This is a genomic window from Inhella sp. (assembly GCF_027532025.1).
Lineage (GTDB): Bacteria > Pseudomonadota > Gammaproteobacteria > Burkholderiales > Burkholderiaceae_C > Inhella.
Genome location: NZ_JAPZSY010000079.1, coordinates 14298 through 36332 on the forward strand (window position 1 = coordinate 14298; position 22035 = coordinate 36332).

At 71.4% G+C, this 22035-nt stretch carries 20 protein-coding genes; 8 read left to right on the forward strand and 12 right to left on the reverse strand.

Annotated features, from left to right (window positions below):
• Nucleotides 1–3: 3 nt before the first annotated feature.
• The 5 genes from O9335_RS10890 to O9335_RS10910 are packed head-to-tail and all read left to right on the forward strand — an operon-like array spanning nt 4 to nt 7419.
• Complete coding sequence (locus O9335_RS10890; RefSeq protein ID WP_298387821.1) at nt 4–1143, forward strand: hypothetical protein; 1140 nt, start codon at nt 4–6, stop codon at nt 1141–1143.
• A 7-nt stretch (nt 1144–1150) separates the two neighbouring features.
• Nucleotides 1151–3757: a hypothetical protein gene (locus O9335_RS10895; RefSeq protein WP_298387824.1), complete on the forward strand. Its 2607-nt coding sequence runs from the start codon at nt 1151–1153 to the stop codon at nt 3755–3757.
• Nucleotides 3757–5790: an ATP-dependent helicase gene (locus O9335_RS10900; RefSeq protein ID WP_298387827.1), complete on the forward strand. Its 2034-nt coding sequence runs from the start codon at nt 3757–3759 to the stop codon at nt 5788–5790. The genes O9335_RS10895 and O9335_RS10900 overlap by 1 nt, the downstream gene beginning before the upstream one ends.
• An 8-nt stretch (nt 5791–5798) precedes the next feature.
• On the forward strand, nt 5799–6434 hold the full coding sequence (locus O9335_RS10905) for a lysoplasmalogenase (protein WP_298387830.1): 636 nt from the start codon (nt 5799–5801) through the stop codon (nt 6432–6434).
• A gap of 28 nt (nt 6435–6462) precedes the next feature.
• Nucleotides 6463–7419 carry a hypothetical protein gene (locus O9335_RS10910; protein WP_298387832.1) on the forward strand — a complete coding sequence of 319 codons (957 nt, stop codon included), beginning with the start codon at nt 6463–6465 and terminating at the stop codon, nt 7417–7419.
• Here the strand turns inward: O9335_RS10910 and O9335_RS10915 are convergent.
• From O9335_RS10915 to O9335_RS10945, 7 genes are all read right to left on the reverse strand, one after another.
• Nucleotides 7406–8215 (reverse strand): LytTR family DNA-binding domain-containing protein, encoded by an 810-nt coding sequence (locus O9335_RS10915; protein WP_298387835.1) that lies wholly within the window; start codon nt 8213–8215, stop codon nt 7406–7408. The genes O9335_RS10910 and O9335_RS10915 overlap by 14 nt on opposite strands.
• A 22-nt stretch (nt 8216–8237) precedes the next feature.
• Entirely contained in the window at nt 8238–8690 is a 453-nt protein-coding gene (locus tag O9335_RS10920; RefSeq protein ID WP_298387886.1) for a hypothetical protein, read from the reverse strand.
• Nucleotides 8662–10116 carry a histidine kinase gene (locus tag O9335_RS10925; RefSeq protein WP_298387838.1) on the reverse strand — a complete coding sequence of 485 codons (1455 nt, stop codon included), beginning with the start codon at nt 10114–10116 and terminating at the stop codon, nt 8662–8664. The genes O9335_RS10920 and O9335_RS10925 overlap by 29 nt, the downstream gene beginning before the upstream one ends.
• A gap of 229 nt (nt 10117–10345) precedes the next feature.
• Entirely contained in the window at nt 10346–10915 is a 570-nt protein-coding gene (locus tag O9335_RS10930; RefSeq protein WP_298387841.1) for a YceI family protein, read from the reverse strand.
• A gap of 29 nt (nt 10916–10944) precedes the next feature.
• Entirely contained in the window at nt 10945–11502 is a 558-nt protein-coding gene (locus O9335_RS10935; protein WP_298387844.1) for a YceI family protein, read from the reverse strand.
• A gap of 141 nt (nt 11503–11643) precedes the next feature.
• Nucleotides 11644–12189: a cytochrome b gene (locus O9335_RS10940; RefSeq protein WP_298387846.1), complete on the reverse strand. Its 546-nt coding sequence runs from the start codon at nt 12187–12189 to the stop codon at nt 11644–11646.
• 58 nt (nt 12190–12247) lie between these two features.
• Complete coding sequence (locus tag O9335_RS10945; RefSeq protein ID WP_298387849.1) at nt 12248–13399, reverse strand: alkane 1-monooxygenase; 1152 nt, start codon at nt 13397–13399, stop codon at nt 12248–12250.
• A gap of 114 nt (nt 13400–13513) precedes the next feature.
• On the opposite strand from O9335_RS10945, the gene O9335_RS10950 reads away from it, so the two are divergent.
• The gene (locus O9335_RS10950) at nt 13514–14200 is read left to right on the forward strand and encodes a CYTH domain-containing protein (protein WP_298387852.1); all 687 of its coding nucleotides are present in this window, start codon (nt 13514–13516) and stop codon (nt 14198–14200) included.
• Here the strand turns inward: O9335_RS10950 and O9335_RS10955 are convergent.
• Together O9335_RS10955 and O9335_RS10960 are read right to left on the reverse strand one after the other, a co-directional pair.
• Nucleotides 14175–14882, reverse strand: coding sequence for a response regulator (locus O9335_RS10955; RefSeq protein ID WP_298387884.1), 708 nt, complete (start codon nt 14880–14882; stop codon nt 14175–14177). The two genes, O9335_RS10950 and O9335_RS10955, sit on opposite strands and share 26 nt — an antisense overlap.
• A gap of 8 nt (nt 14883–14890) precedes the next feature.
• Nucleotides 14891–16321: an ATP-binding protein gene (locus O9335_RS10960; RefSeq protein WP_298387853.1), complete on the reverse strand. Its 1431-nt coding sequence runs from the start codon at nt 16319–16321 to the stop codon at nt 14891–14893.
• 122 nt (nt 16322–16443) lie between these two features.
• Here O9335_RS10960 and O9335_RS10965 point away from each other — a divergent pair, with 122 nt between their 5' ends.
• Entirely contained in the window at nt 16444–16770 is a 327-nt protein-coding gene (locus O9335_RS10965; RefSeq protein WP_298387855.1) for a hypothetical protein, read from the forward strand.
• 18 nt (nt 16771–16788) lie between these two features.
• Complete coding sequence (locus O9335_RS10970) at nt 16789–18006, forward strand: cytochrome c peroxidase (RefSeq protein WP_298387857.1); 1218 nt, start codon at nt 16789–16791, stop codon at nt 18004–18006.
• Here O9335_RS10970 and O9335_RS10975 read toward each other — a convergent pair.
• From O9335_RS10975 to O9335_RS10985, 3 genes are read right to left on the reverse strand one after another with little or no spacing between them, the layout of a single operon-like run.
• Nucleotides 17993–18484, reverse strand: coding sequence for a GNAT family N-acetyltransferase (locus tag O9335_RS10975; protein ID WP_298387859.1), 492 nt, complete (start codon nt 18482–18484; stop codon nt 17993–17995). The genes O9335_RS10970 and O9335_RS10975 overlap by 14 nt on opposite strands.
• Nucleotides 18475–19212, reverse strand: coding sequence for a YceI family protein (locus O9335_RS10980; RefSeq protein WP_298387861.1), 738 nt, complete (start codon nt 19210–19212; stop codon nt 18475–18477). The genes O9335_RS10975 and O9335_RS10980 overlap by 10 nt, the downstream gene beginning before the upstream one ends.
• Entirely contained in the window at nt 19212–21944 is a 2733-nt protein-coding gene (locus tag O9335_RS10985; RefSeq protein ID WP_298387863.1) for a pitrilysin family protein, read from the reverse strand. Before O9335_RS10985 ends, O9335_RS10980 begins: the two co-directional genes overlap by 1 nt.
• Nucleotides 21945–22035 lie beyond the last annotated feature (91 nt).

Below are 22035 nucleotides of genomic sequence, written 5' to 3' on the forward strand. Positions count from 1 at the left end.
CCCATGACTGCCCCCCCCACTCTCGGCCAGCCCGGCGACCGCCTGGGCGTTTGGTGCCTGGATCGTCCTTTGGCGCCGGCCCCTTCGGGCCATTGGTGGCGGGCGTCGCACAGCAAGTCGGGCCAAGCCGTGCTCGTTCTGCTGTACGCCGACCCCCGCGACGCGGGTGCCGTGTTGTTGCGCATGGCGGGCAGCGTGGGCCAGCCTTGGAACCATCCCGACATCGCGTGGCCGCTGGATTCGGGCGTCAACGCCTTGAACCAACCCTATGTGGTGATGCCCTGCTTGGGCGGGCAGCCCTTGGTCGCCGCCTTGGGCGACGCGTCGCTGCGCCGCCGCTTGGAGTGGGTGATGCAGCTGTGCGAGCTGCTGCTGCTGGCGCAGCAGGAGGGGCTGTCGCTGGTCGAGCTCGACCCGAGCTTGTTGTGGGTGGGCCCCCAACAGCAGTTGCGCTTGCATGGCTTGGCCCTGGTGCCCGAGCATGCCGGTGCGTTGCAGATGGGCAGCCTGCAGGGCCACATTGCCCGGGCCGCCCAAGCCCTGCAAAGCCCGCAGGCCGTGCCCGGCGCGGCCGGAACCCCGGCCGATCAGGCCTACCGCGTGGGGCGATTGATGGCCTGGTTGGTGACCGGCCGCTGGGGGACGGACGGCCACGAGGCCAGCAGCCTGGCGCCATCGCAAACCTTGCTGCAGTGGCTGACCTTGCGCGACGAGGCGCGCGAGGCCTTGGGCGATTTGCTGCGACGCACCGCCGCCGAGGACCCGGCGGAGCGGCCGGCTGATCTCGTCGTGTTGGGCGAAGCCATCGAGTCCTGGCTGGACGACGCCGGCAGCGTGGGCAGCGGTGCGGTGCCGCTGGATGCGCTGCCCTCGTCGTCGCCCGCTCCTGCGCCCGCGCCAGCGCCAGCGCCCCGCCTCTCGCCGGCGCCCACCGAGCTGGCGGACCCTCCCTCAGGGCGCGGCGCGTCCACGCGGCCGCGAGCCCCGTCCCGCTCGCGCTCGGGCTCGCGCTCCACGCGCCGGCCTCCGGCGCCACCGGCCGTCGAACCCTCCAGCGAAGTCGCGCGCCGCATCGGGCTGGCCCTGGCGCTGATCGTGGGGGCGGCCGCCCTGGTGGCCGGGCTTTGGTCCTGGTGGCGCTGAGCGCGGCTTGGCCCCGGTCATGATCGACGCCCAAGCCGCCCCCCTGGCCTCGCCCGCGGCGGTGTCGCGCGCGACCGGCCGTCGCCGGCAGCGTCGCCGGGAACCGGCCGACCGCAGCGCCTGGGCCCTGCCCGTGGCGCTGGCTTGCCTGGGCTTGGCTCTGTACTTGGCCGCCATTCACCCCCTCGGTGCGCGCTGGGCCGTGCCCGCTGTGCTGGCCGTGCTGGTGCTGGCGCGCTACTTCTGGACGGTGTGGCCCGGCTGGATGCTCGCCCTCGTGCCGTGCCTCGGTCTGGCGCCATGGACCGGTTGGCTGTGGCTGGAGGAATGGGACGTGCTTGTGTTGGCCAGCGCCGCTGGCGGCTACTTGGCGTGGTCGGGGCCGCATCGGCATGCGCCGCCGCCCGTGCAGCCCGTGTGGCGCCGGGCCCTGCGGTGGCGCGGCGCGGCTTGGGGCTTGATGGGCCTGGCGGCCGCCATGGCCGGCCTGAGCGTGGGCCAGGGCGTGAGCGATGCCGGCGGGCTCGATTGGTGGGTGTGGCAAGGCTACTCGGAGGCGGGACAAGCCCTGCGAGCCGGCAAACCGGTGCTGGCCCTGGCGCTGATGCTGCCTTTGTGGCATCGCGCTGCGGTACGCGCCCCGCAGACCCTGACCCCAGCTTTGAGCGCCGGCCTGTGCGGCGTGCTGTTGGTGGTCAGCGTGGGCGCCGTGCTCGAGCGCTGGGCCTACACCGGCTTGAGCAACTTCAGCAGCGACTACCGCACCACCAGCGTGTTTTGGGAAATGCACGTGGGCGGGGCCGCCCTCGATGGCGCCTTGGCCTTGAGCCTGCCGTTTGGCTTGCTCGCGCTGCTGCGGGCTCGCCGTCGTGGCGCGGTGGCCCTGGCGTGGGCGCTGCTGCTGCTGGGCCTGTACGCCACGCTCACCACCTTTTCGCGCGGTTTGTACTTGGCCGCTGTCCTGGCCTTGCCGCTGACCCTGGCCCTGTGGTGGCGTCAGCAGCGCGGGCTCGAGCCCGATCGCTTCGAGCCTTTCCCCGCGCCCGGCCGCGTGCTGCCGCTGGAGACGCCTGCGGTCTGGCCCGGGTGGGCCAGCCTGCAGGCCTTGTTGGTGCTCGTGGCCGTGGGTGCTGCGGTGGGCTGGCAGGTGTTCGGTGCGGGTGGCTATCGCGGCCTGCTGGCCGTGGCGGGGGCGCTGGTCGCCCTGCTGCTGCAGCCGCCCAGCGATCCGGCCCTGGGTCGACGCGGGCGCGCCATCGCCTGGGGCTTGGGCTTGGCCATGGCCGTGCCGGTGGTGGCTTTGGGGGCGCTGGCCGCCAGCGTCTGGGGCAAGCTGGCTTACCTGATCTACGCCCTGGCCTGGGCGGTCAGCGTGCTGTTGGCGCGCGCCGCGTGGAACGCTGCACCGCCCTGGCGCACGGCCTTGGGCGACAGCCTGCGCGCCGCGGCCTGGCTGAGCACGGTGGGCATGGCTGGCGTGGTGGTCGGCCAGTGGGGGGGCTGGGTGGCGGCGCTGCCCACCGTCGGGCCGCTGTTGCTGCTGGCCCTGGTGTGGCCGCTCACCCAAGGTGGTCGCCTGGGCGACGGCCTGGCTCGGTTGGGCTGGCGTGCCCGCATGGCGGGCATGGCGGCGGTGTTGGCGGCGGCGGGGCTGATTGCCGCACTGGCCGGTGGCGGCTACATCGCCGGCCGCATGAGCACCGTTTCGGACGACATGGCGGGGCGTTTGCACCACTGGTCCCGCGGCGTGACCATGACCGGCGCGGCCGGGGGGCAGTGGTTCGGGGTGGGGGCGGGCCGCTACGCCGCCCACTTCGCCGACAACGCACCGCTGGACGAGCGCGTGGGTGACATGCGCCTGCTGGGCGGCCCCGAACCCGCTTTGGCGCTGGCGGCCGGACGCCATGTGCAGGGTTGGGGCGAGATGTTCCGCCTGCTGCAGCGCGTGGACGATGCGCCCCCGGGCTTGGTCCTGCGGGCGCGGGTGCGCAACCCGGTGGCGCTGACCCTGCACGCGGAGGTGTGCGAGCGCCACCTCCTCTACACCGCAGCCTGCCGCACGGCGCAGGCCGAGCTGCCGGCCTCGGGCGCTTACCGCTGGGTCACGCTGACGCTGGGCGGCGACGGTGAATTGGCCGCTGGTGTGGGGCCACGCCGCGAACTGGCCTTCGCGCTGGCGGTGGCCACGCCGGGCACGCGGGTGGACGTGGCGCAACTGAGCCTGCAAGGGCGCGACGGGCGCGAGCTGCTGCGCAATGGCGGCTTCGACGAAGGCTTGGCGCGTTGGTTCTTCACCAGCGACCGCCACCACCTGCCCTGGCACGCCAAGAGCTTGCTGCTGCATTGGTACTTCGAGCAGGGCGCCCTGGGCGTGCTGGTGGGTTTGACCTTGTGGGGCGTGGCCCTGGCCAGGGTGAGCTGGGGCCATGCCGCGGCGCACCCCTTGGCTCCGGCCCTGGCCGGGGCCTTGCTCGGCTTCATGCTGGTGGGCCTGTTCGACAGCCTGGTGGACGCGGCGCGCTTGGCCTTCCTGTACGGCACGCTGGTGATGCTGGGCCTGGGCCTGCGCTCGCCCCCGCCGCCAGCCCCCGAGCCCACCGGCTCGCGCGTGTGATGGCGGGCCCGGGACTGAACGCCGCGCAGATGCGCGCGGTGCAGCAGGTGCACTCACCCTGCCTGGTGCTGGCTGGCGCCGGCTCGGGCAAGACGCGCGTCATCACGCACAAGATCGCCCACCTGCTGCATCAGGGCCTGCGCGCCGACGCCATCGCCGCCATCACCTTCACCAACAAGGCGGCGCAAGAGATGCGCGAGCGTGCGCGCGACCTCGTCGGCGCCAAGCCGGCCAAGGCGCTCACCATCGCCACCTTTCACGCCCTGGGCGTGCGCTTGCTGCGCGAGGAGGGCGAGCGCCTGGGCCTGAAGCCGCAGTTCTCCATCCTGGACAGCGACGACGTGGTGGGCATCTTGCGCGACTGCGCCAACACCACCGACGCCAAGCTGCCGCGCCTGTGGCAGTGGCAGATCTCGCTGTGGAAGAACGAGGGCCTGGACGCCGAGGGCGCCCTGGCCGCAGCCGAGAGCGAATCCGAGCGCCAGGCGGCCATCGTCTTCCGCGCCTACGCCGAGCGCCTGGCCGCCTACCAGGCGGTGGACTTCGACGACCTCATCGGCCTGCCGCTCAAGCTGCTGACGACCGACCCCATCGCCCAGGCCAAGTGGCGCGCCAAGTTCAAGCACGTGCTGATCGACGAGGTGCAAGACACCAACGCCGTGCAGTACGCGCTGCTCAAGGCCCTGGTCGGCCCCGAGGGCGTGTTCACGGCGGTGGGCGACGACGACCAGAGCATCTACGGCTGGCGCGGCGCCACGCTCGACAACCTCAAGCAATTGAGCGTGGACTACCCGCGCCTGGAGGTCATCGCGCTGGAGCAGAACTACCGCAGCACCAGCGCCATCTTGCGCGCGGCCAACCACGTCATCGCCGCCAACCCCAAACTCTTCGAGAAGAAGCTGTGGAGCGACCTGGGCGAGGGCGAGCCCGTGGCCCTGATGCAGTGCGACGACGAGCAGCACGAGGCCGAGCGCGCCGTGGCGCGGCTGCAAAGCAAGCGCCAGCTGGACGGCGCCAACGGCCATTGGAGCGACTGCGCCATCCTCTACCGCGCCAACCACCAGGCCAAGGTGTTCGAGCAAGCGCTGCGCCGGGCGCAGATTCCCTACAAGGTCAGCGGCGGGCAGAGCTTTTTCGACCGCAGCGAAATCAAAGACCTCTGCGCCTGGCTGCGCCTGCTGGTGAACGAGGACGACGACCCGGCGTTTTTGCGCGCCGTCACCACGCCCAAGCGCGGCAACGGCCACACCTCCCGGGCGGCCCGGGGCGCCGTTTCCGGCGCGCGCCAGATCAGCCTGTTCGAGGCCCTGTTCCACGACAGCCTGGAGGCGGCGGTGAGCAGCCGCGCCGTGCACGGCCTGCACGAGTTCGGCCGCACCGTGCACGACCTGCAGGTGCGCGCCAAAGCCGCGGTGGGCAAGGACGCGGCGATGAAGCTGTGCCTCGACTGGCTCAAAGAGCTGGACTACGAGGCCCACCTGCAGCACGTGGAAGAGGCCAGCGCCGCCAGCCGCTACAGCAACGTGCTCGACTTCGTGGAGTGGGTGGCGCGCCGCTGCGGCGGGCGGGACGAGGGCGACCCCGAGCAAAGCGTGCTCGACGTGGCGCAGAGCATCAGCGTCATCATGAGCCTGATGGAGCGCAACGAGGAGCAGGATCAAGTCACCCTCAGCACCCTGCACGCGGCCAAGGGCCTGGAATGGCCCCATGTGGTGCTGGCCGGCGTGAACGAGGGCCTGTTGCCCTTCACGCGCGACGAGGAGGGCTTGACCCCCGAGGCCCTGGCCGAGGAGCGGCGCTTGATGTACGTGGGCATCACCCGCGCCCGCAAGAGCCTGGCTGTGAGCGTGCTGCGCCGACGCAAGCGCGGCCGCGAGATGGTCATGGCGCGGCCCAGCCGCTTCGTCGACGAAATGCGCCTGGACGACGTGCCCAAGCCGGCCGACCCGCGTGCCGCGTTGGCCGAGTTGCGCGCCCGCATGGCCGCCCAGGTGGCCGAGCGCGAGGCCAAAACCCCGAAAGAGCCGCGATGAGGCGGGACGTGCTCTGGTTGCTGGTGGCCATGGCGAATGCCGCGGTGTTCATCGCCGCCGATTCGGGCGGGCTGCCCGAGCCCCTGCGCTGGGTGGCCAAACCCGCCGCCACCCTGGCCCTCATCGCCTGGGCGTGGCCGCGGGGGGCGAGCCAACCCGCGCAACGCCAGTGGCTGCGCCTGGGCCTGTTCGCCTCCCTGGCGGGCGATGTGGCGCTCTTGTGGCCGGCGCAGGGCTTCTTGCCGGGCCTGCTCGGCTTCCTGGTGGCCCACCTGGCTTTCGTGCGCAGCATGACGACGCGCAGCCGGCTGGCCCACCCTGGGTGGCCTTGGGCGGTCTACGGGGCCTTGGCGGCGCTGGTGCTGAGCGCGTGGATCTGGCCGGGTTTGCCGGCGGCTTTGCGCGCGCCGGTGCTGGTGTACGTGGCGGTGCTGGTGGCCATGGCCGGCCAGGGCGCGTCGTGGTGGTGGGCCAGCCGCCAGCGCGAGGCCGGCTGGGCGGCGCTGGGCGGGGCGCTGTTCTTGGCGTCCGACACCTTGCTGGCCGTCGACCGCTTTGGCGGGGGCGTGCCGGCGGCCTCCCTGTTCGTCCACGCACTGTACTGGGGGTCGATCGCGTTGATCGGGCGTTCGCTGCCGCGCTGACGGCGGTGGGGCTGGCATGCTGCGCGCCATGCAACGACGCCATTGGCCCTGGGCCGCCGCCCTGATGACGACGCCGCGGTGCTGGGCCGTGGGTGCGCCGGGTGGGCCGGCCACCTGGGCCGAGGCCCTGTGGCTGGCCGGCGATGGCGACACGGTGCGCCTGCCCGCGGGTGTGCACCGGGCGGGTGGCGTCATCACGCAGCGCGCCCTCACCGTGCAAGGCGAGGGCCAGGCCACGGTGCTGGACGGCGAGGGCCTGAGCCTGCCCGAGGGCAAGGCCCTGCTCGTGGTGCGTGGCGGCGAGGTCACCGTGCAGGACCTGCAACTGCGGGGCGCGCGGGTGCCCGACGGCAACGGCGCCGGCATCCGGTTCGAGCGCGGGCAGCTGACCGTGCGCCGCTGCCGCTTCAGCGACTGCGAGATGGGCCTGCTCACCGGCAACGACCCGAAGGCCCGTCTCACGGTGCAGGACTGCCGCTTCGACGACGCGCCGCCCGACACCGGGCGTGGTTTGCACCACCTGCTCTACATCGGTGCCATTGCCGAGGCCACGGTCACGGGCAGCGACTTCCGCTTCGGCACACGCGGCGCCCAAGGCCACCTGCTCAAGTGCCGGGCGCGCGTGGCGCTGGTGGCCCACAACCGGCTGGGCGATGACGATCCGCGCAGCACGCCGTCCTACCTGCTGGACTTCTCCAACGGCGGGCGCGTCACCGTGCGCGGCAATCGCTTGGTGCAGGGGCCGGCATCGCCCAACCGCACCATGTTGGCTTACGGGCCCGAGGGCGGGGGCGAGGACCGCGAGCACCGCTTGACGGTGCACGCCAACCACTTCGTCAACCGAGGCAGCCCGGCGCTGTTTTGGCGGGTTTGGGCGTCGCGGCTGGCCTCGGCGCCCGTCCTGGACTTGGCCGACAACCACCGCGAGGGGGCGGGGCGCGCCGAGCCCGATCGGCGCGGCGCTTGGGCGCTCACATCCCCTTGAAGAGGTGGGTGTAGCTGCGGCTGACCTCGAGCTTGTCTTTGGCGCCGCGCACGCTCACCAATTGGCGTCCGCGGAAGTCGCGGCCGATGCCGGCGATGGCCTTGACGTTGACCAAGGTGCTGCGGTGGATTTGCCAGAACAGGTGCGGGTCCAACTCGTCCACCAGCTCCTTGATGGGCTTGCGGATCAAGGCCTCCACCGTCTCCGTTTGCACGCGGGTGTACTTCTCGTCGCTGATGAAGAACAGCACCTCGCTCACCGGGATCATGCGGATCTCCGGGCCCACACTGGCCTGGATCCACTCCAGGTGGCGCGGCGGCTGCCCGCTTTGCAGGCTGCTCAGGCGTTGCAACAGTTGCTGCAGCGGCTGGCTGCTGGGCAGGTCGGCGGCGGCGCTCGGGTCGGCGCGCGCCGCCAGGCGCTTTTTCAGGCGCTCGGCGGTGAGTTGCAAGCGCTCGCGCTCGGCGGGTTTGAGCACGTAGTCCGCCACCCCTTGCTCAAAGGCTTCCACCGCGTACTGGTCGTAGGCGGTGATGAAGACGATCTCCGGCGTGCCCCAGTCCTCGGTCTCGGGCAGCTGGGCGATCTGCTTGGCCGCCTCCACGCCCGTCAGGCCGGGCATGCGGATGTCGAGCAGGCAGACGTCGGGGTGGTGCTCCTGGGTCAGCGCCACGGCCTCCAGGCCGTTCTTGGCTTCGGCCACGATCTCGAGCTCGGGCCAGACCTCGGTCAGGCGGGCGCGCAGCTGTTCGCGCATCAGGCGTTCGTCGTCGGCAAGGATGGCACGGATGGGCATGTTGGGGGCTCCAAGCTGCGGATCAGCGAGCGACTGTAGGCGTTGGCTGGCGGCGGGCCAACCACACGATGAGCAGCACCGGCACGGCGATGGGCGCCACCATCAGCAAGGCGCCACCCACCAGCCCCAGCACCACGGCGGCCAGCACCACCAGCACCACCAACAGCGGCACGCCCACGCCGACCAGCAGCACCAGTGGCACCAGGATCAAGGCCAGCAAGCCGGTCAGCAGCGCGGCCAGGACGCCACCCGCATCGCTCAGCGAATCGCCCAGGGAGTCGCCCCACAGCACCACGTCGGCCAGCGGTTCGCCGTCCACGACGACCTGCCACGACCCGGCCTGCAGGCCGTCGTTGGCGCTGCTCAAGATCCAGCCGCCCAGTGCGAGGCTGGCCACCAGCAGGACCAACACGGTCCCGCACACCCATCGAAAGAACTTGAGCATCTCAGCCTCCTGCTGCGGACGTTGGCGCATGGTTGCTGCGGTAAGGCACCTGGATGCGCACCACGGTGCCGCAGGGTTGGTTCTCGCTCACGGTCAGGCTGGCCCGGTTGCCGTAGAGCAGTTGCAAGCGTTCGCGGGTGTTGGCCAAACCCACCCCGGTGCCGCTGGTGGCGGCGCGGCCAAAGCCCAGGCCGGTGTCGGCCACCTGCACGACGAGGTCGCCGTGCTCGATGTGGGCCGAGACCACCAGGCTGCCGCCTTCGGGCTTGGGCTCCAGGCCGTGCTTGATGGCGTTCTCGACCAGGCCTTGGATGACCATGGGCGGGAACTCGGCCGACATCAGCCCGTCGGGCACGTCGATGCGCCACTGCAGGCGCTCTTCCATCCGCACCGACAAGATCTCCAAGTACGGCCGCACCACCGCCACCTCGCGCGCCAGGTCGCGCAGCGACTGCTGGCCGTTGGCCTCGCGCATCGTGGGCATGGTGGCGCGCAGCAGGGCAATCAGGTTGTTCTGCATCCGGCTGGCGCGCTGGGGCTCGGTCTCGATCAGGTGGTCGATGGAGGCCAGGGTGTTGAACAGGAAGTGCGGCTCCACCTGGGCCTGCATCGTGGCCAAGCGGGCCTCGACGAGTTGGCGTCGCAGCGCCTCGGCCTCGGCGGTTTCCTCGGCGGCCGCGGCCTTGGCTTCGGCCTCTTTGCGGCCCTTGTAGGTGGCCTTGACGACGATGCTGAACAGCACCCAAAGCCAGGCGATGTCCTGCAAGAAGTCGCCCCAGCGCAGGGTGCGGACCCGGGTTTCGTCGCGGGCCTCCACCAATTCGGCGCGAGCCTCGGCCGCATCGCTGCGGCATTCCTGCACCTGGCGCTTGGCGTCGGCGATGGCCTTTTGGGCCTCGCGCTCCGCCCCTTGGGCATCGCGTTCCAACTCCCGGCGCAGGGCCTCGGCGGCCTCCGGTGGCAGCGCGATGTCCAGCACCGCTTCCGGCGCCGACGCGCCCGGCGCGGGTTGGGTCACGATGCGGATGCCCTGGGGGCTGATATCCACCTGCGCCGCTTCGACACCCGGCTTGCCGATGTGCACCCCCTGTTTGCTCAGGCGGATGCCCAGCGGTGCGTGGTTCGGCTTGGGCGGCTTGGCGACTGCGCTGGGCGCTGCATCGGGCTCTGGGGCTTCTTCGGTGTCGGGGGCCTCAGAGGCCTCGCTCATGGACGCCACCGGCCGCTCGTGACGGATGGTTTCCGTCACCCGCAGGGTGAAGGGCCACATGCTCGTCAGGATCGCCACCCCCACCAGCAACGCGATGGCATACACCACAAAGCGCCACCAGCTCAAAGACACCAGCCAGCCGGCGTAGCGGTGGAAGCCTGCCACCATGGCCGCCGCCCAACGCGCCAGACGTTCGCGCCAGGCGGGGTCGGTGATCCAGGCGGGGATGCGGGGATTGAAGCTCATGGGTGCACTGTAGGCAGGCCGCCGTACGCCGTCGTGCGGGGCGTGACACGCCGTGTCAGTGGGGTGACGAAATGCATCCGGGGCCGACGGGCCGGTAGCGATGCGTTGGGTGTCGGGTGTCGTGGCCGACCCCGCCGAGCGCTGGCGCACAGCCGCCCCAACGACACCCAAACGACGAAGCCCCGCCGGGGCGGGGCTTCGGTGCGCTCAGGGTGCAGTCAGGGTGCGGTCAGGGCTGCTTGACGGCCTCGATCTGGATCACCAGCCGCACGCTGTCCGGGATGCCCGGGATCGCGTAGCTCATGCCCCATTGGCTGCGCTGGATGGTGGTGACGAAGTCGCCGCCACACACCTCGACCTTCAGGTGCGAGGACATGAAGCAGTTGTAGTGTTCGGCGGTCAGCGTCACCGGGGCGGTTTTGCCCAGCATCGTCAGGGTGCCGGCCACGCTCTTGACCTTGGTGCCATCGAACTCGAACTGGTTGCCCACGAACTTGGCGGTGGCGAACTCGCTGGCGTTGAAAAAGTCCTTGCCCTTCAGGTGGCCGTCGAAGGAGGGCGTGCCGGTGTTGATGCTGGCCATGTCGATCGTGATTTCGGCCTTGCCGGTCTTGGCGGCCGGGTCGATGGTGATGCTGCCTTTCTTCTTGTCGAAGCGGCCACGGTTCGTGCTGGTGCCGGAGTGCTTGACCTCGAAGGTCACGAAGGTGTGGGTCGGCTCGACCACGTAAGTGGCCGACTGCGCCTGGGCGGCACCGGCAAGGGCCAGGGCGGCCAGGGCGAGCAAGGTCTTGCGCATGGGAACGATCTCCAAGGGGGAAAGAAGCATCACAGCGGCGCCATGCCGCTGAACTGGAACTTGAACTTCACCAGCACGTCGGCGGCGACGATGCTGGTGTCGTTCCACTCGCCGTCACCGATCTTCCAGTCGGTGCGCTTGAGGTTGAACTGGCCGGTGGCGGTGCTGGTGCCGCCGGCCTGGGTGAGCGTGAGCTGCACGGTCAAGGGCTTGGTTTGGCCCTTGAGGGTGAAAGGGCCGGTCAGCTCGAAGCGGCCGGCGCCCAGGGCCTTCACGCTTTGCGCCGTGAAGCTGGCGTTGGGCTGGCGCTTGCTGTCCAGCCACTCGGGCTTCATCAGCTCGGCCTCGACGTCGGCCGCGCCCATGCTGGCGCTGGCCAGGTTGATGCCGATCTGCACCTTGGCGGCTTGCGGCTGCTTGGGGTCGAAGGCGAAGCCGGGCAGGCTGAAGGTTTTGAAACGCCCTTCGACGGGCACGCCCATTTGCTTGCTGACGAAGACGATCTCGCTGTTTGTGGGCACCAAGGTTTGCGCGGAAGCGAGCGCGCCCAGGGTCATCAAACCGGTGGCCAGGAGCAGATGTTTCATAAGGGGCAGCAGGAGGGGTGTGGATCGCATCCGCGGAACGTTACGGGCAGCGTGGCACGTGGTCGGTCGGCTTGCGACGCAACGTGCCAGCGGTGTGATGAACGGCAGATGGAGCCGACGAGCCGGCTGTCGACCTGTCACTCAGTCCTTTCCGGGCCACATGCGGGCCAGCAGGCGGTCGCGGTCGATGAATTGGTGCTTCAGAGCCGCGCCCACGTGGGCCAGGATCAGTGCGGCCAAACTCCAGGCGGCCAGCGCGTGAGCGCCCTTGAGCAACTCGGCCAGTTCCTTGTTCGGACCCACCCAGTCGGGCAGCGGCAGCACGCCGAACCACACCACCGGAAATCCAGCCGCGTTGCTGTAGGCCCAGCCGATGAGTGGCACGGCGGCCATCAAAAAGTAAAGCAGGCCATGCACCGCCCCAGCGGCACGTGCCTGCCACGCGGGCATGGGTGGGGGCGCTGGGGGGCGGTGCGTGGCCCGCCACAGCAGCCGAAGCACGAAGAACAGCAGCAGCGTGATGCCGAACCACTTGTGCCAGTTGATGAGCTTGAGCCGGGCGACGGACATGGGCATCTCGCTGGCGTTCCAGCCCACGGCAATGGCCCCGATCAGGCCCACCGCCATGGCCCAGTGAAAGGCCATCGCGGTGCGGGTGTAGCGGCGGGGGGTGGAGCTCAGCGGCATGGTGATCAGTGTCCGGTAGGGTGGGCGCGCCCAGGCTGCGCCGGGTTGCAGGCTGGTTTCAATCGTTTTGAACGGTCGGCCGGTCCCAGCGGGAACCCGGCTGCACATTGGCCCGGCTCAGGGCGCCCCCGTAATGCGCCAGTACGCGCTTGTCCATCACGCGCCGCCACAGCCAGGGCACGTAGGCCAGCAGCACCATGCCGGCGTAGCCGTTGGGCAACTGCGGCGCCTCGGGGAAATGGCGCAGCGCTGGGTAGCGGCGCGCCGGGTGGGCGTGGTGGTCGCTGTGGCGCTGCAGGTGGTACAGGAACACATTGCTGGCCACGTGGTTGCTGTTCCAGCTGTGCTCGGGGCGGCAGCGCTCGGGCTTGCCGTCGGGGCCGGTGGCCCGCTTCAGGCCGTAGTGCTCCAGGTAATTCACCACCTCCAGCAGGCTGAAACCGTACACCGCTTGCAGCACCAAAAAGCCCAGGGCCCAGGGGCCCCAGAGGGCGGTGAGCGCGGTGAACAGCACCACCGTCATGGCCCAGGCCTGCAGGCATTCGTTGCGCCAGTGCCAAACGCCCAAGCCACGGCCAGCCAAGCGGGCGCGCTCCAGGTGCCACGCGCTTTGCAGGCTGCCCACCACGGTGCGCGGCAAGAACGCCCAAAACGATTCGCCCAGGCGCGAGCTGGCCGGGTCGTCGAAAGTGGCCACGCGGCGGTGGTGGCCGCGGTTGTGCTCCACGTAGAAATGCCCGTAGGCCACGGGCGCCAGGGCGATGCGCGCCAGCCAGCGCTCCCAGGCCGGGTGCTTGTGGCCCAGTTCATGCGCCGTGTTGATGGCCGCGCCGCTGATGGCGCCCACACTCAGCACCAGACCCAGCCACACCAGGGGCTCCCCGGCGTGCGCCACCGCCAGTTGCGTGCCCTGCACCACCAAGGCCAGGTACAGGGGGATGAACAGCACGGTGAGCGCGCGGTACCAGCCATCGGCCTCCAGGGCCGGTACAGCCTCGTCGGGCGGGTTGCGGGTGTCTTCGCGGATCAGCGCGTCCAGCAGCGGGATCACGCCGTAGAGGAACACCGGCGTGACGAAAAGCCACAGCAACTGGCCGGTGTGCTCGAAGCGCAGCAAATGCCACACCACGGTGAGCGGGAACAGGGCCGAGAGCAGCCAAGCGTAGCGCTTGGGGTCGCGGTAGGTCAGGGTCGGTTGCAGGGTGGCCATGCCGCGATGGTCGCCCGTGCCCGCCATCGGCGCAAGCGGGTAGGCCCCAAGAACGAGGGCGTTGCGCGAACGCCGGAAGGCCCTGGCCCGGTGCCGCCGGGTGACACTGGCCGCATGAGCACCGAACTCGAACTCCGCCTGGCCGTTCCCGCTGCGGCCGTCGACGCCGTGGCTGCCCACCTGGCCGCCCTGCCCGGCGCACGGGCCGTGCCGCTGCGCGCCACCTACTTCGACACCGCCAGCAGCGCCCTGGGGCGCGCTGGCTGGGGCTTGCGCCTGCGCTGGGAGGGCGACGAGGCCGGTTGGGTGCAAACCATCAAGGGCCCGCTGCTGGCCGATGGCCTGACCCGGCCCGAGCACAACGCCCCGCGCGGCACGGCGCCCGAGATGCCGCCCCTGGACCGGCACGCCCACGACGCCCTGCCCGAGGCGGCGCTGCTGCTGGCAGGGCTGCAGGAGCCGCTGCAACCGCAGTTCGGCACGGAGATCGAGCGCCTGCGCGCTCGGCCAACCCTGCCCGGTGGCACCCGCGTGGAGCTGGCGCTGGACCGTGGCCGCTTGATGGGCGGCCGTGCCAGCGCGGCGGTGTGCGAGCTGGAGCTGGAGTGGCTGGACGGCCCGCTGGCGCCGCTGTGGCTGGAGGCCGAACGCCTGGTGCGCGCCCACGGCTTGGTGCTGGAGCCGCGCAGCAAGGCCGCGCGCGGCCACGCGCTGGCGCGGGGCGAGGTGGTGCCGCCCGCCGATTGGGCGGCGGTGGACGCCACGCTGGCCGCGATCAGCGATTGGGCTCGATCGGCCTGAAGCAGTAGCCCGCGCCGTACACGGTTTGCAGCGCGGGCCCGAGGCCCAGGGCGTCGAGCTTGCGGCGCAGGTTCTTGATGTGGCTGTCCACGGCGCGGTCGCTGACGTCGCGGTAGTCGTCGTGCAGCGCGTCCAGCAGGGTGGCGCGGCTGAGCACCCGGCCCGGGGCCAGCAGCAGGGCGCGCAGCAGGCGGAATTCGACGGGCGTGGTGCTCAGGGCCTGCTCGTGCCACCACAGGCGCTGGCCGTCCTCGTCGATGAAGAAGCCGCCGGTGCCCGGCAGCTGCTGACGCGCTGGCGCGCCCAGGCGGCCGTCGGCGCGGCGCAGCAGGGCCTTGACGCGGGCCACGGCCTCCCGCGGGCTGAAGGGCTTGCACAGGTAGTCGTCGGCACCCAGCTCCAGGCCGAGCAGGCGGTCCAGTTCTTCGATGCGGGCGCTCAGCATGAGGATGGGCACGCTGGAGCGCTGGCGGATTTGCTGGCACACCTGCAGGCCGTCTTGCCCGGGCAGGTTGAGGTCGAGCAGCACCGCCGCCCAAGGCCCTTCGTGCACGAAGCGGTGCACGGCCTGCAGCCCGTCGCCGCAGGGGCTGGGCGCGTGGCCGGCGGCGTGCAGGTAGTCCACCAGCAGGCCGGCGATGGCGGGGTCGTCTTCGACGACGAGGATGCGGGCCGCGGCCATCGACGGGTTCACCCGGGCAGCTCCATCACGAGGCGCAGGCCGCCCAGGGGCGAGGCCTCGGCGTGCAGGCGCCCGCCGTGGGCCTGGACCAGGGCGCGGGCGATGGACAGGCCCAGGCCGCTGCCGCCGTCGTCGGCCGCGCCAGCGCGGGTGCGCGAGGCGTCGCGCCGGTAGAGGGGTTCGAACAGGCGCTCGCGCTCGTCGGCATCCGGCACGCCGGGTGGGCTGTCGTCCACGGTGACGCGCCAGCCTTGCGCGCCGGCGCGCTCGGCGCGCACCGCCACGCGACCCGGGGCCTGGGTGTAGGCCAGGGCGTTGCCCAGCAGGTTGTCCAGCACCTGCTGCAGCCGGGTGGCGTCGGCCGAGACCATCGTGGGCAGATCGGGCCATTGCCAGTCGTTGGCCAGGCCGGCGGCGTCGAGCCGCGGCGCCCAGCGGGCCCGGGTTTGGGCCAGCAGGGCGATGGGGTCGGTGGGCTGGCGGTGCACGGGCAGGGCCTGCAGGTCGCCACGGGCCAGCAGGGCGAAGTCGTCGGCCAGGCGGGTCAGGCGAGCGACCTCGCGCCGCAGGCTGTCCAGGCGCTCGGCGTTGAGCGGGCGCACGCCGTCGGCCACGGCGTCGAGCTCGCCGCGCATCACGGTCAGCGGCGTGCGCAGTTCGTGGCTCAGCTCGGCCACCCAGCGGCGGCGGCTGCCCTCCAGGCGCTGCAGGCCTTCGGCCAGGCGGTTCAGGTCTTGCGCCAGGTCGTCCAGTTCGTCGCGCCAGCGGCCGTCGGTGGGCGGCAGGCGGTGCTCGAACTCGCCCTGCGCCAGGCGCCGCGTGGCGGCTTGGGCGGCGGCCAGCGGGCGCATCCAGCGACGGGCCACGGCCACGGCCACCAGGGCGGCCAGCGCGGCCATGGCCAGGCCCAGCCCGGCCAAGCCGGTGAGCTGGCGTTTCAGGAAGCGGGCGTCGGCCTCGTCGTCGCTGGGGTCGCGGCGGGGCACGAAGTGCGCCACGGCCACGGTGCGGCCGTCCACTTCGATGGCTTGGTGCAGCACCTCGCGGTCGCGCGGCAGGCGCCGGCCCCACACCAATTGACCGTCGGGGGTGGTGATGGAAAAGCCGCGTGGGCCGCGTTCTTCGGGCCGGGGCGGGCGGCGTCCGCGCTCGCCCCGTTCCGGTGGTGCGAAGGCCTCGGGGCGCGGCGGCGGTGGCCCACCCAGCAAGGGCGCCATCAAGGCGTCGGGGTGGGCGGCCAGGCCGTCCAGGCCATGGCGTTCGATGGCCCAGCGCGCCCCGTCGGCAAAGGTGGCCAAGCGGACAGCGTCCTGGGCGCGCAAGTACTCGGTGAAGCCGCTGCGCAGATGGGTGGCCGTCAACGCGGCCAAGCCCATGACGGCCAGCAGGCTGGTGCCCACCAGCAACAGGCTCAATTGGTGAACGAGGCGCAGTCGCATGCCAGGGATCTTAGAAAGCCCCCGCGCGCGAACTGTGGAGGCGGTCTCCACAAAGGCTCCATCGTGGCTCCGCACCCGGGGGCGAGCATGGCCTTCCCTTGTTCCTCGTTGTGGAGACGATCATGTCCTACCGATCCTTTGTTTTGGCCGCCGGCGCCTTGGTGCTGGCATGGAGCACTGGCGCCCATGCGCAGCCGGCTGGCGAGCGCCGCCCCCCTGCGCCGCCTTCGGCCGCCGAGCTGCAGCGTAGCTTGGGCCTGGACGCCGCCAAGTCTGAGCAAGTCGTCGCCTTGATGGCCCGCCACGGACAGGCCCGACAGCAACTGCACGAGCAGCAGCGCAGCGAAATGCAAGCCCTGCTGAGCCCGGAGCAACTGCGACAGCTCCAGCGCGGCCGCCGCCACGAGCGCCATCACGCCGAGCCCGCTGGCGGCGAGCGTCGCCCCTGAGTGCGCGAGGAGGCCGCCATGCGCACGCTCGTTGCCCCTTGGGTGCTGCCCGTCGCCCTGGCGCTGAGCGCCTGCGGCGGGGGTGGCACGAGCTCGGTGCCCACGCCGGCCCCGGCACCTGCTCCGACGCCCGTCCCCGCCCCGGCACCGGCACCGGCGCCCGACACCAGCCCCACGGCCCGAGCCGCTGTGGGCGAGTTGTTGTTTCACGAGCCCAGGTTGTCGGCCAGCGGGCGACAAAGCTGCGCCAGTTGCCATGACGCGGCCCGCGGGCATGCCGACCCAGCCGGCACCTTTTTGCCCCTGGGCGGGGCATCGCTGGACCAGCAGGGCCTGCGCAGCTCGCCCTCCATCCGTTACTTGAGCCAAGCGGGCGCCTTCACCCTCGAAGCCAACGGCCGCGTGCACGGTGGCCTGCTTTGGGACGGCCGTGCCGCCACGCGGGAGGAGCAGGCCCGCGGCCCCTTGCTCAACCCCAAGGAGATGGCCAATGCCAGCGTGGCCGATTTCGCCGCCCGCCTGCGCGGCAGCCCCGCTTGGGAGCCGCTGCGCAACGCCTACAGCCTGACCGCCAACGCCAGCGACGAGGCCTTGATGACGGCGGCGACCAACGCCATCGCGCTGTACCAACAACTGGACCCGGACTATCAGCCCTTCACGAGCAAGTTCGACCAGGTGCAGGCTGGCACGGCCACCTTCACCGCGGCCGAGGCGCGGGGCCTGGCCGCCTTCAACGACCCGCAGCGCGGCAATTGCGCCAGCTGCCACAGCAGCGCCCCGCGGCCAGGCGGTGGCCCGGCCTTGTTCACCGATTTCAGCTACCACGCGCTGGGCGTGCCGCGCAACGCCAGCGGGGCCACGGCCGACCCCGCCTTCTTCGACCTGGGCCTGTGCGGCCCGAGCCGCACCGACTTGGCGGCGCAAACCCAGCACTGCGGCAAGTTCCGCGTGCCCACGCTGCGCAACGTGGCGCTCACCGCGCCCTACATGCACAACGCCAAGTTCGCCACGTTGGAGGAGGTGGTGCGCTTCTACGCGACGCGCGACACCAACCCGGGCGCCTGGTACCCCACCGTGGCGGGCACGGTGCAGCGCTTCAACGACCTGCCCGTCGCCTACCAGGGCAACGTGGAACGGCGCGTCCCTTTCGGCGGGCGGCCCGGCGGCGCGCCGACCTTGAGCGAGCAGGACGTGGCCGACATCGTGGCCTTCTTGGGCACGCTCACGGACCGCTGAGGCCCTCGGCCAGCCGCAGCCCCAGGCAGCGGCTGGTCGGGTCGCTGCCATGCTCGGCAAAGGGGGCGATGGGCCGAAAGCCCAGGCGCGTGTACAGACGCAGCGCGGCGTGCTGGCGCTCGCCGGTTTCCAGCCACACGGCCTGCGCGCCGGCTTGGCGCGCGCGGTGGAGCAGCGCGCGCACCAGGTCGTCGGCCACGCCTCGGCCGCGCCAGGCGGGCCGAACGACAACGCGGCGCAGCTCCAGCACGCCGTCTTGCAGCGGGCGCAGGCCGGCGCCGCCCACGGCCTCGTCGTCGACCCAGGCCAGCAGGTGATGCGCACCAGGCGCCAAGGGCGGGTCTTGCGGGGTCGGGCGCGTCAGGGCCTGCGGGTCGTCGTACAAGGCCCAGACCTCGCGGGCGGCCAGAGCCAGCAGCGCGGTAGCCGCCGGTCCGCTGGGGTCGGCGTCGCGCAGCACCCAGGGTTTCAACGCCACCGCAGGTCGGCGTCGAGCAGCACCTCGTCCTGCACGGCCAGCAGGCCGCCGAGGATGCTGAAGGGGGCGAGCCCATGCTCGCTGTGGCGCAGCACCAAGCGCCCTTGCAGGCGCAGCTGCTGCGCGCCTTGCGCCACGGCCAGGGCCACGCGGTAGGTCTGCGTGCGCCCGGCCAGGGTCATGGCCACGGTGGCCGCCCACCAGGGCGCGGCGCCCGTGAGTTGCACGAGCTGCAGGCGCACCTCGGGGTGGGCGGCGGCGTTCAGGCCTTGGGGCGAGAGCAGGTTGCGCTTGGTGGCGGCGATGGCGTCGGCGTCCAGCGGCTTTTCGTTGAACTCGCCCCCAGCCTCGGCCCGCCAGCGCGGGTCGTCGAGCACCAGCGCATCCAGGCGCGTGCGCAGCTCGCCCTGGGCGCCGGTCAGGCCTTGCTCCGGCAGCCACAGCGCGCCTTCGGCGTCGCCGGCTTCCAGCAGGTGGTGGTGGCCCAAGCGCGCGGCCGTGCCACCGCGGAAGGCCACGATCCGAAGGCGCGACGCCCCGGCATCGAGGCGCCACAGCCGGCCGCCGTTGGGGGCGTTGGGGGCGTTGGGGGCGTTGCCTGCGGCCAAGGCGTCCAGCAGCGAGGCTGGCGCGCCTTCCGCGCGGGGTGGCGGCACCACCGTGCCACACGCGCCCAGGGCCAGCAGGCCTGGCAGGGCGGTGAGCAAGGCGCGGCGGCAGGGCTGCATCACTTGGCGCCGGCGGCTTCGTCCTTGAAGTCGCCCGCCCACACGATCTGCATCGCGTCCAGGCGGAGGTGGCGGCGCAGGGCGTCGTTGACCTGCTGCAGCGTGGCGGCTTCGATCTGCGCGTCCACCTCGGCCGTGCGGGCCATGGTGCGGCCCAGGTAGCTCTGCTGCGCCAGGCTGCCGGCCAGACCGCCGTCTTGGGCGCGGCTCAAGCGCCGGTAGTTCAGCAGCGCGCGTTTGGCATTGGTCAGCTCCTGGGCGGTGAAGCCGTCCTTCAGCGCGCGGGCGAACTCTTCCTTCAGGGCCTTTTCGACGCGTGGGCGGTTTTGCGGCGCAAAGATGGCGCCAAACACCCAAGTGCTGGCGGGCTCGAAGGTGCTCCAGTCGATGCTGCTGTAGGTGCCGTAGCTGAGGCCTTCGCGCTCCCGGATGCGCACCCACAGGCGCGAATCGGTGTTCGATCCGAGGATGTAGTCGGCCAAGGTGAGGGCGGCGTACTGCGGGTCGCTGTCGTTCAGGGGCACCGAGAGCGCCACCATGACGGTGGCGTTTTGCTTGTCCGGCGTGCGCAGGCGCAGGTCGGCGGCAGGGAAGTCCTGGTAGGGCTCGGGCAGGCGCTCGTGGGCCAGGGCGCCGCTCCATGGGGCCACGCCCTTCTCGACGGCGGCACGCACCGCGCCGGCGTCGAAGTCGCCCACCATGGCCAGGGTCAGGGCCTGGGGTCCGTACAAGCGGCGGTGCGCGTTGCGCACACCGTCCAGCGTGACGGCCTGGAGCTCGGCGCGCATGGCATCGAAGGTGCGCTCGTTGCGCGGGTCCCCCTCGGGGTGCGCGTTGCGCAGGCGGTTGAGGGTGTTGCCGGCGATGGCCTCGGGTTCGTCCTTGGAGGCGTCCAGACCGGTCAGCGACTGAGCGCGCATTTCTTCCAGCACCGCGGCGTCCAGGCGCGGTTCGCGCAGCATTTGCAGCACCAGGGCGCTGGCTTCGGCGGCGTGTTCGCGCGTGGTGGTCCAACCCACGCTCACGACCGAGGTGCCGCTGACGATTTGCAGCTCCACCTTCAGCGCGTCCAGCCGGTCGCGCAGCTGTTGCCGGTCGAGGGTGAGGGTGCCTTTGTCCAACACCATGGCCAGCAGGTCGGTGGTGGCGCGCTGGCCGCGCAGGGCGTCCAGGTTGCCAAAACGCAGGGTGGCGCGGCCGCTCACCTGCCCGCCTCGCGTGGGCTTGGGCAGCAGGGCCAGACGCGTGCCGCTGGGCAGGCTCAGGCGCTGGGTGGCGCTTTCGATGGCGGCCGGCCGGGTATCGAACGCCGCAGCGCTGACTTGCGCCGCTTGGGGCACGAAGGCCTTGAGCTGAGCCGCCACGTCCACGGTTTCCGGCTTGGGGGCGCGCTCGGGCTTTTCCGTCGGCACGTACAGGGCCAGGGTGCGGTTGGCGGGCAGCAGCCGCTCGCTGGCCACGCGATTCACGTCGGCCAGGGTGGCGGCTTTGACGCGGTCGCGCAGCAGGAAGAACAGGCGCCAGTCGCCGGCGGCGATGGCTTCGCTCAGGGCCGTGCCCACTTGCTGCGGGTCGCCAAACAACTTGTCCCAGCGGTTGAGCCAGCGGGTTTTGGCGCGATCGAGTTCGGCTTGCGTGAAAGGCTGGGCGGCCACGCCTTCAACCACTGGCAGCATGGCCTTGGACAAGGCCTCGGGGTCGCCGCCGGGCTGGGTGTCGGCGCCCAGCAGCAGAGCGCCGGGTTCGGCCAAAGCCGCGGCAAACCCGCTCACGCCACTGGCGATCTTTTGGTCTTCGACCAGGCGCTTGTGCAGCCGGCCCGACGGGGCCTCGGTCATCAGCAGGGTGATCAGCTCCACCGCCGCAAAGTCGGGGTGGCTGCTGGCGGGCACGTGGTAGGCCACGGTGGCGCTGGGCGTGCCGCCGGTGCGGCGCACGGTGACGCTGCGCTCGCCGTCCTGCACCGGGTCCAGGGTGTAGAGCTTGGGGCGCGGCCTGGGGCTCTTCTTGAGTGGACCGAAGCTGCTTTGAATCCAGCCCAGGGTTTGCGCCGGGTCGAATTGCCCGGTCACGATGAGCGTGGCGTTGTCGGGTTGGTAGTGCAGCCGGTAGAAGGCCTGCAGGCGGCCGATGTCAACGTTTTCCACGTCGGTGCGGGCGCCGATGGTGCTCTTGGCGTAGTTGTGCCACTGGAACATGGTGGCGAACAGGCGCTCGAAGACGATGTTGCCGGGGCTGTTTTCGCCCATCTCCATCTCGTTGCGCACCACCGTCATCTCGGTGTCCAGGTCCTTCTTGGCGATGAAGCTGTTGACCATCGCGTCGGCCTGCCAGCCCAGGTACCACTTCAGGGTGTCGGGGTTGGCGCTGAAAGAGGCGTAGTAGTTGGTGCGGTCGAACCAGGTGGTGCCGTTGGCGGCCAGGCCGCGCTTGGCGAAGTCGGCCCACACGTTGGGGTGCTTGGGCGTGCCCTTGAAGATCAGGTGCTCCAGCAGGTGGGCCATGCCGGTCTCGCCGTAGTTCTCGTGCTTGCTGCCCACGCGGTAGGTCACGTTCACCGTGGTGGTGGGCTTGCTGGCGTCGGGGGCCAGCAGCACCTGCAAGCCATTGGGCAGCCGGTACTCGGTGATGCCCTCCACGGTGCGCACGGGGGCCAACGGGGCGGCCGTGGCCGCGGCCAGGAAGGTGAGGCTCAGGGCGCCAAGCAGCGCGCGAAGGGTCGAAGAGGCCATGGTCAGCACAGGCAGGGGCTGGAGAGGGCGCAAAGGCTACCCGAGCGCGGCGGTGGCGCAAGAAGTCAGGGCAAAAAACGCCCGCTCGGCA

Excerpts from the sequence above, each read along its gene's own strand:
- O9335_RS10910 (WP_298387832.1), top strand. The coding sequence starts at position 6,463 with ATGCAACGACGCCATTGGCCCTGGGCCGCCGCCCTGATGACGACGCCG.
- O9335_RS10920 (WP_298387886.1), bottom strand. The coding sequence starts at position 8,690 with ATGCGCCAACGTCCGCAGCAGGAGGCTGAGATGCTCAAGTTCTTTCGA.
- O9335_RS10970 (WP_298387857.1), top strand. The coding sequence starts at position 16,789 with ATGCGCACGCTCGTTGCCCCTTGGGTGCTGCCCGTCGCCCTGGCGCTG.
- O9335_RS10960 (WP_298387853.1), bottom strand. The coding sequence starts at position 16,321 with ATGCGACTGCGCCTCGTTCACCAATTGAGCCTGTTGCTGGTGGGCACC.
- O9335_RS10980 (WP_298387861.1), bottom strand. The coding sequence starts at position 19,212 with ATGCAGCCCTGCCGCCGCGCCTTGCTCACCGCCCTGCCAGGCCTGCTG.
- O9335_RS10945 (WP_298387849.1), bottom strand. The coding sequence starts at position 13,399 with ATGGCCACCCTGCAACCGACCCTGACCTACCGCGACCCCAAGCGCTAC.
- O9335_RS10915 (WP_298387835.1), bottom strand. The coding sequence starts at position 8,215 with ATGCCCATCCGTGCCATCCTTGCCGACGACGAACGCCTGATGCGCGAA.
- O9335_RS10890 (WP_298387821.1), top strand. The coding sequence starts at position 4 with ATGACTGCCCCCCCCACTCTCGGCCAGCCCGGCGACCGCCTGGGCGTT.
- O9335_RS10965 (WP_298387855.1), top strand. The coding sequence starts at position 16,444 with ATGTCCTACCGATCCTTTGTTTTGGCCGCCGGCGCCTTGGTGCTGGCA.
- O9335_RS10930 (WP_298387841.1), bottom strand. The coding sequence starts at position 10,915 with ATGCGCAAGACCTTGCTCGCCCTGGCCGCCCTGGCCCTTGCCGGTGCC.
- O9335_RS10955 (WP_298387884.1), bottom strand. The coding sequence starts at position 14,882 with ATGGCCGCGGCCCGCATCCTCGTCGTCGAAGACGACCCCGCCATCGCC.
- O9335_RS10935 (WP_298387844.1), bottom strand. The coding sequence starts at position 11,502 with ATGAAACATCTGCTCCTGGCCACCGGTTTGATGACCCTGGGCGCGCTC.
- O9335_RS10950 (WP_298387852.1), top strand. The coding sequence starts at position 13,514 with ATGAGCACCGAACTCGAACTCCGCCTGGCCGTTCCCGCTGCGGCCGTC.
- O9335_RS10900 (WP_298387827.1), top strand. The coding sequence starts at position 3,757 with ATGGCGGGCCCGGGACTGAACGCCGCGCAGATGCGCGCGGTGCAGCAG.
- O9335_RS10940 (WP_298387846.1), bottom strand. The coding sequence starts at position 12,189 with ATGCCGCTGAGCTCCACCCCCCGCCGCTACACCCGCACCGCGATGGCC.
- O9335_RS10985 (WP_298387863.1), bottom strand. The coding sequence starts at position 21,944 with ATGGCCTCTTCGACCCTTCGCGCGCTGCTTGGCGCCCTGAGCCTCACC.
- O9335_RS10925 (WP_298387838.1), bottom strand. The coding sequence starts at position 10,116 with ATGAGCTTCAATCCCCGCATCCCCGCCTGGATCACCGACCCCGCCTGG.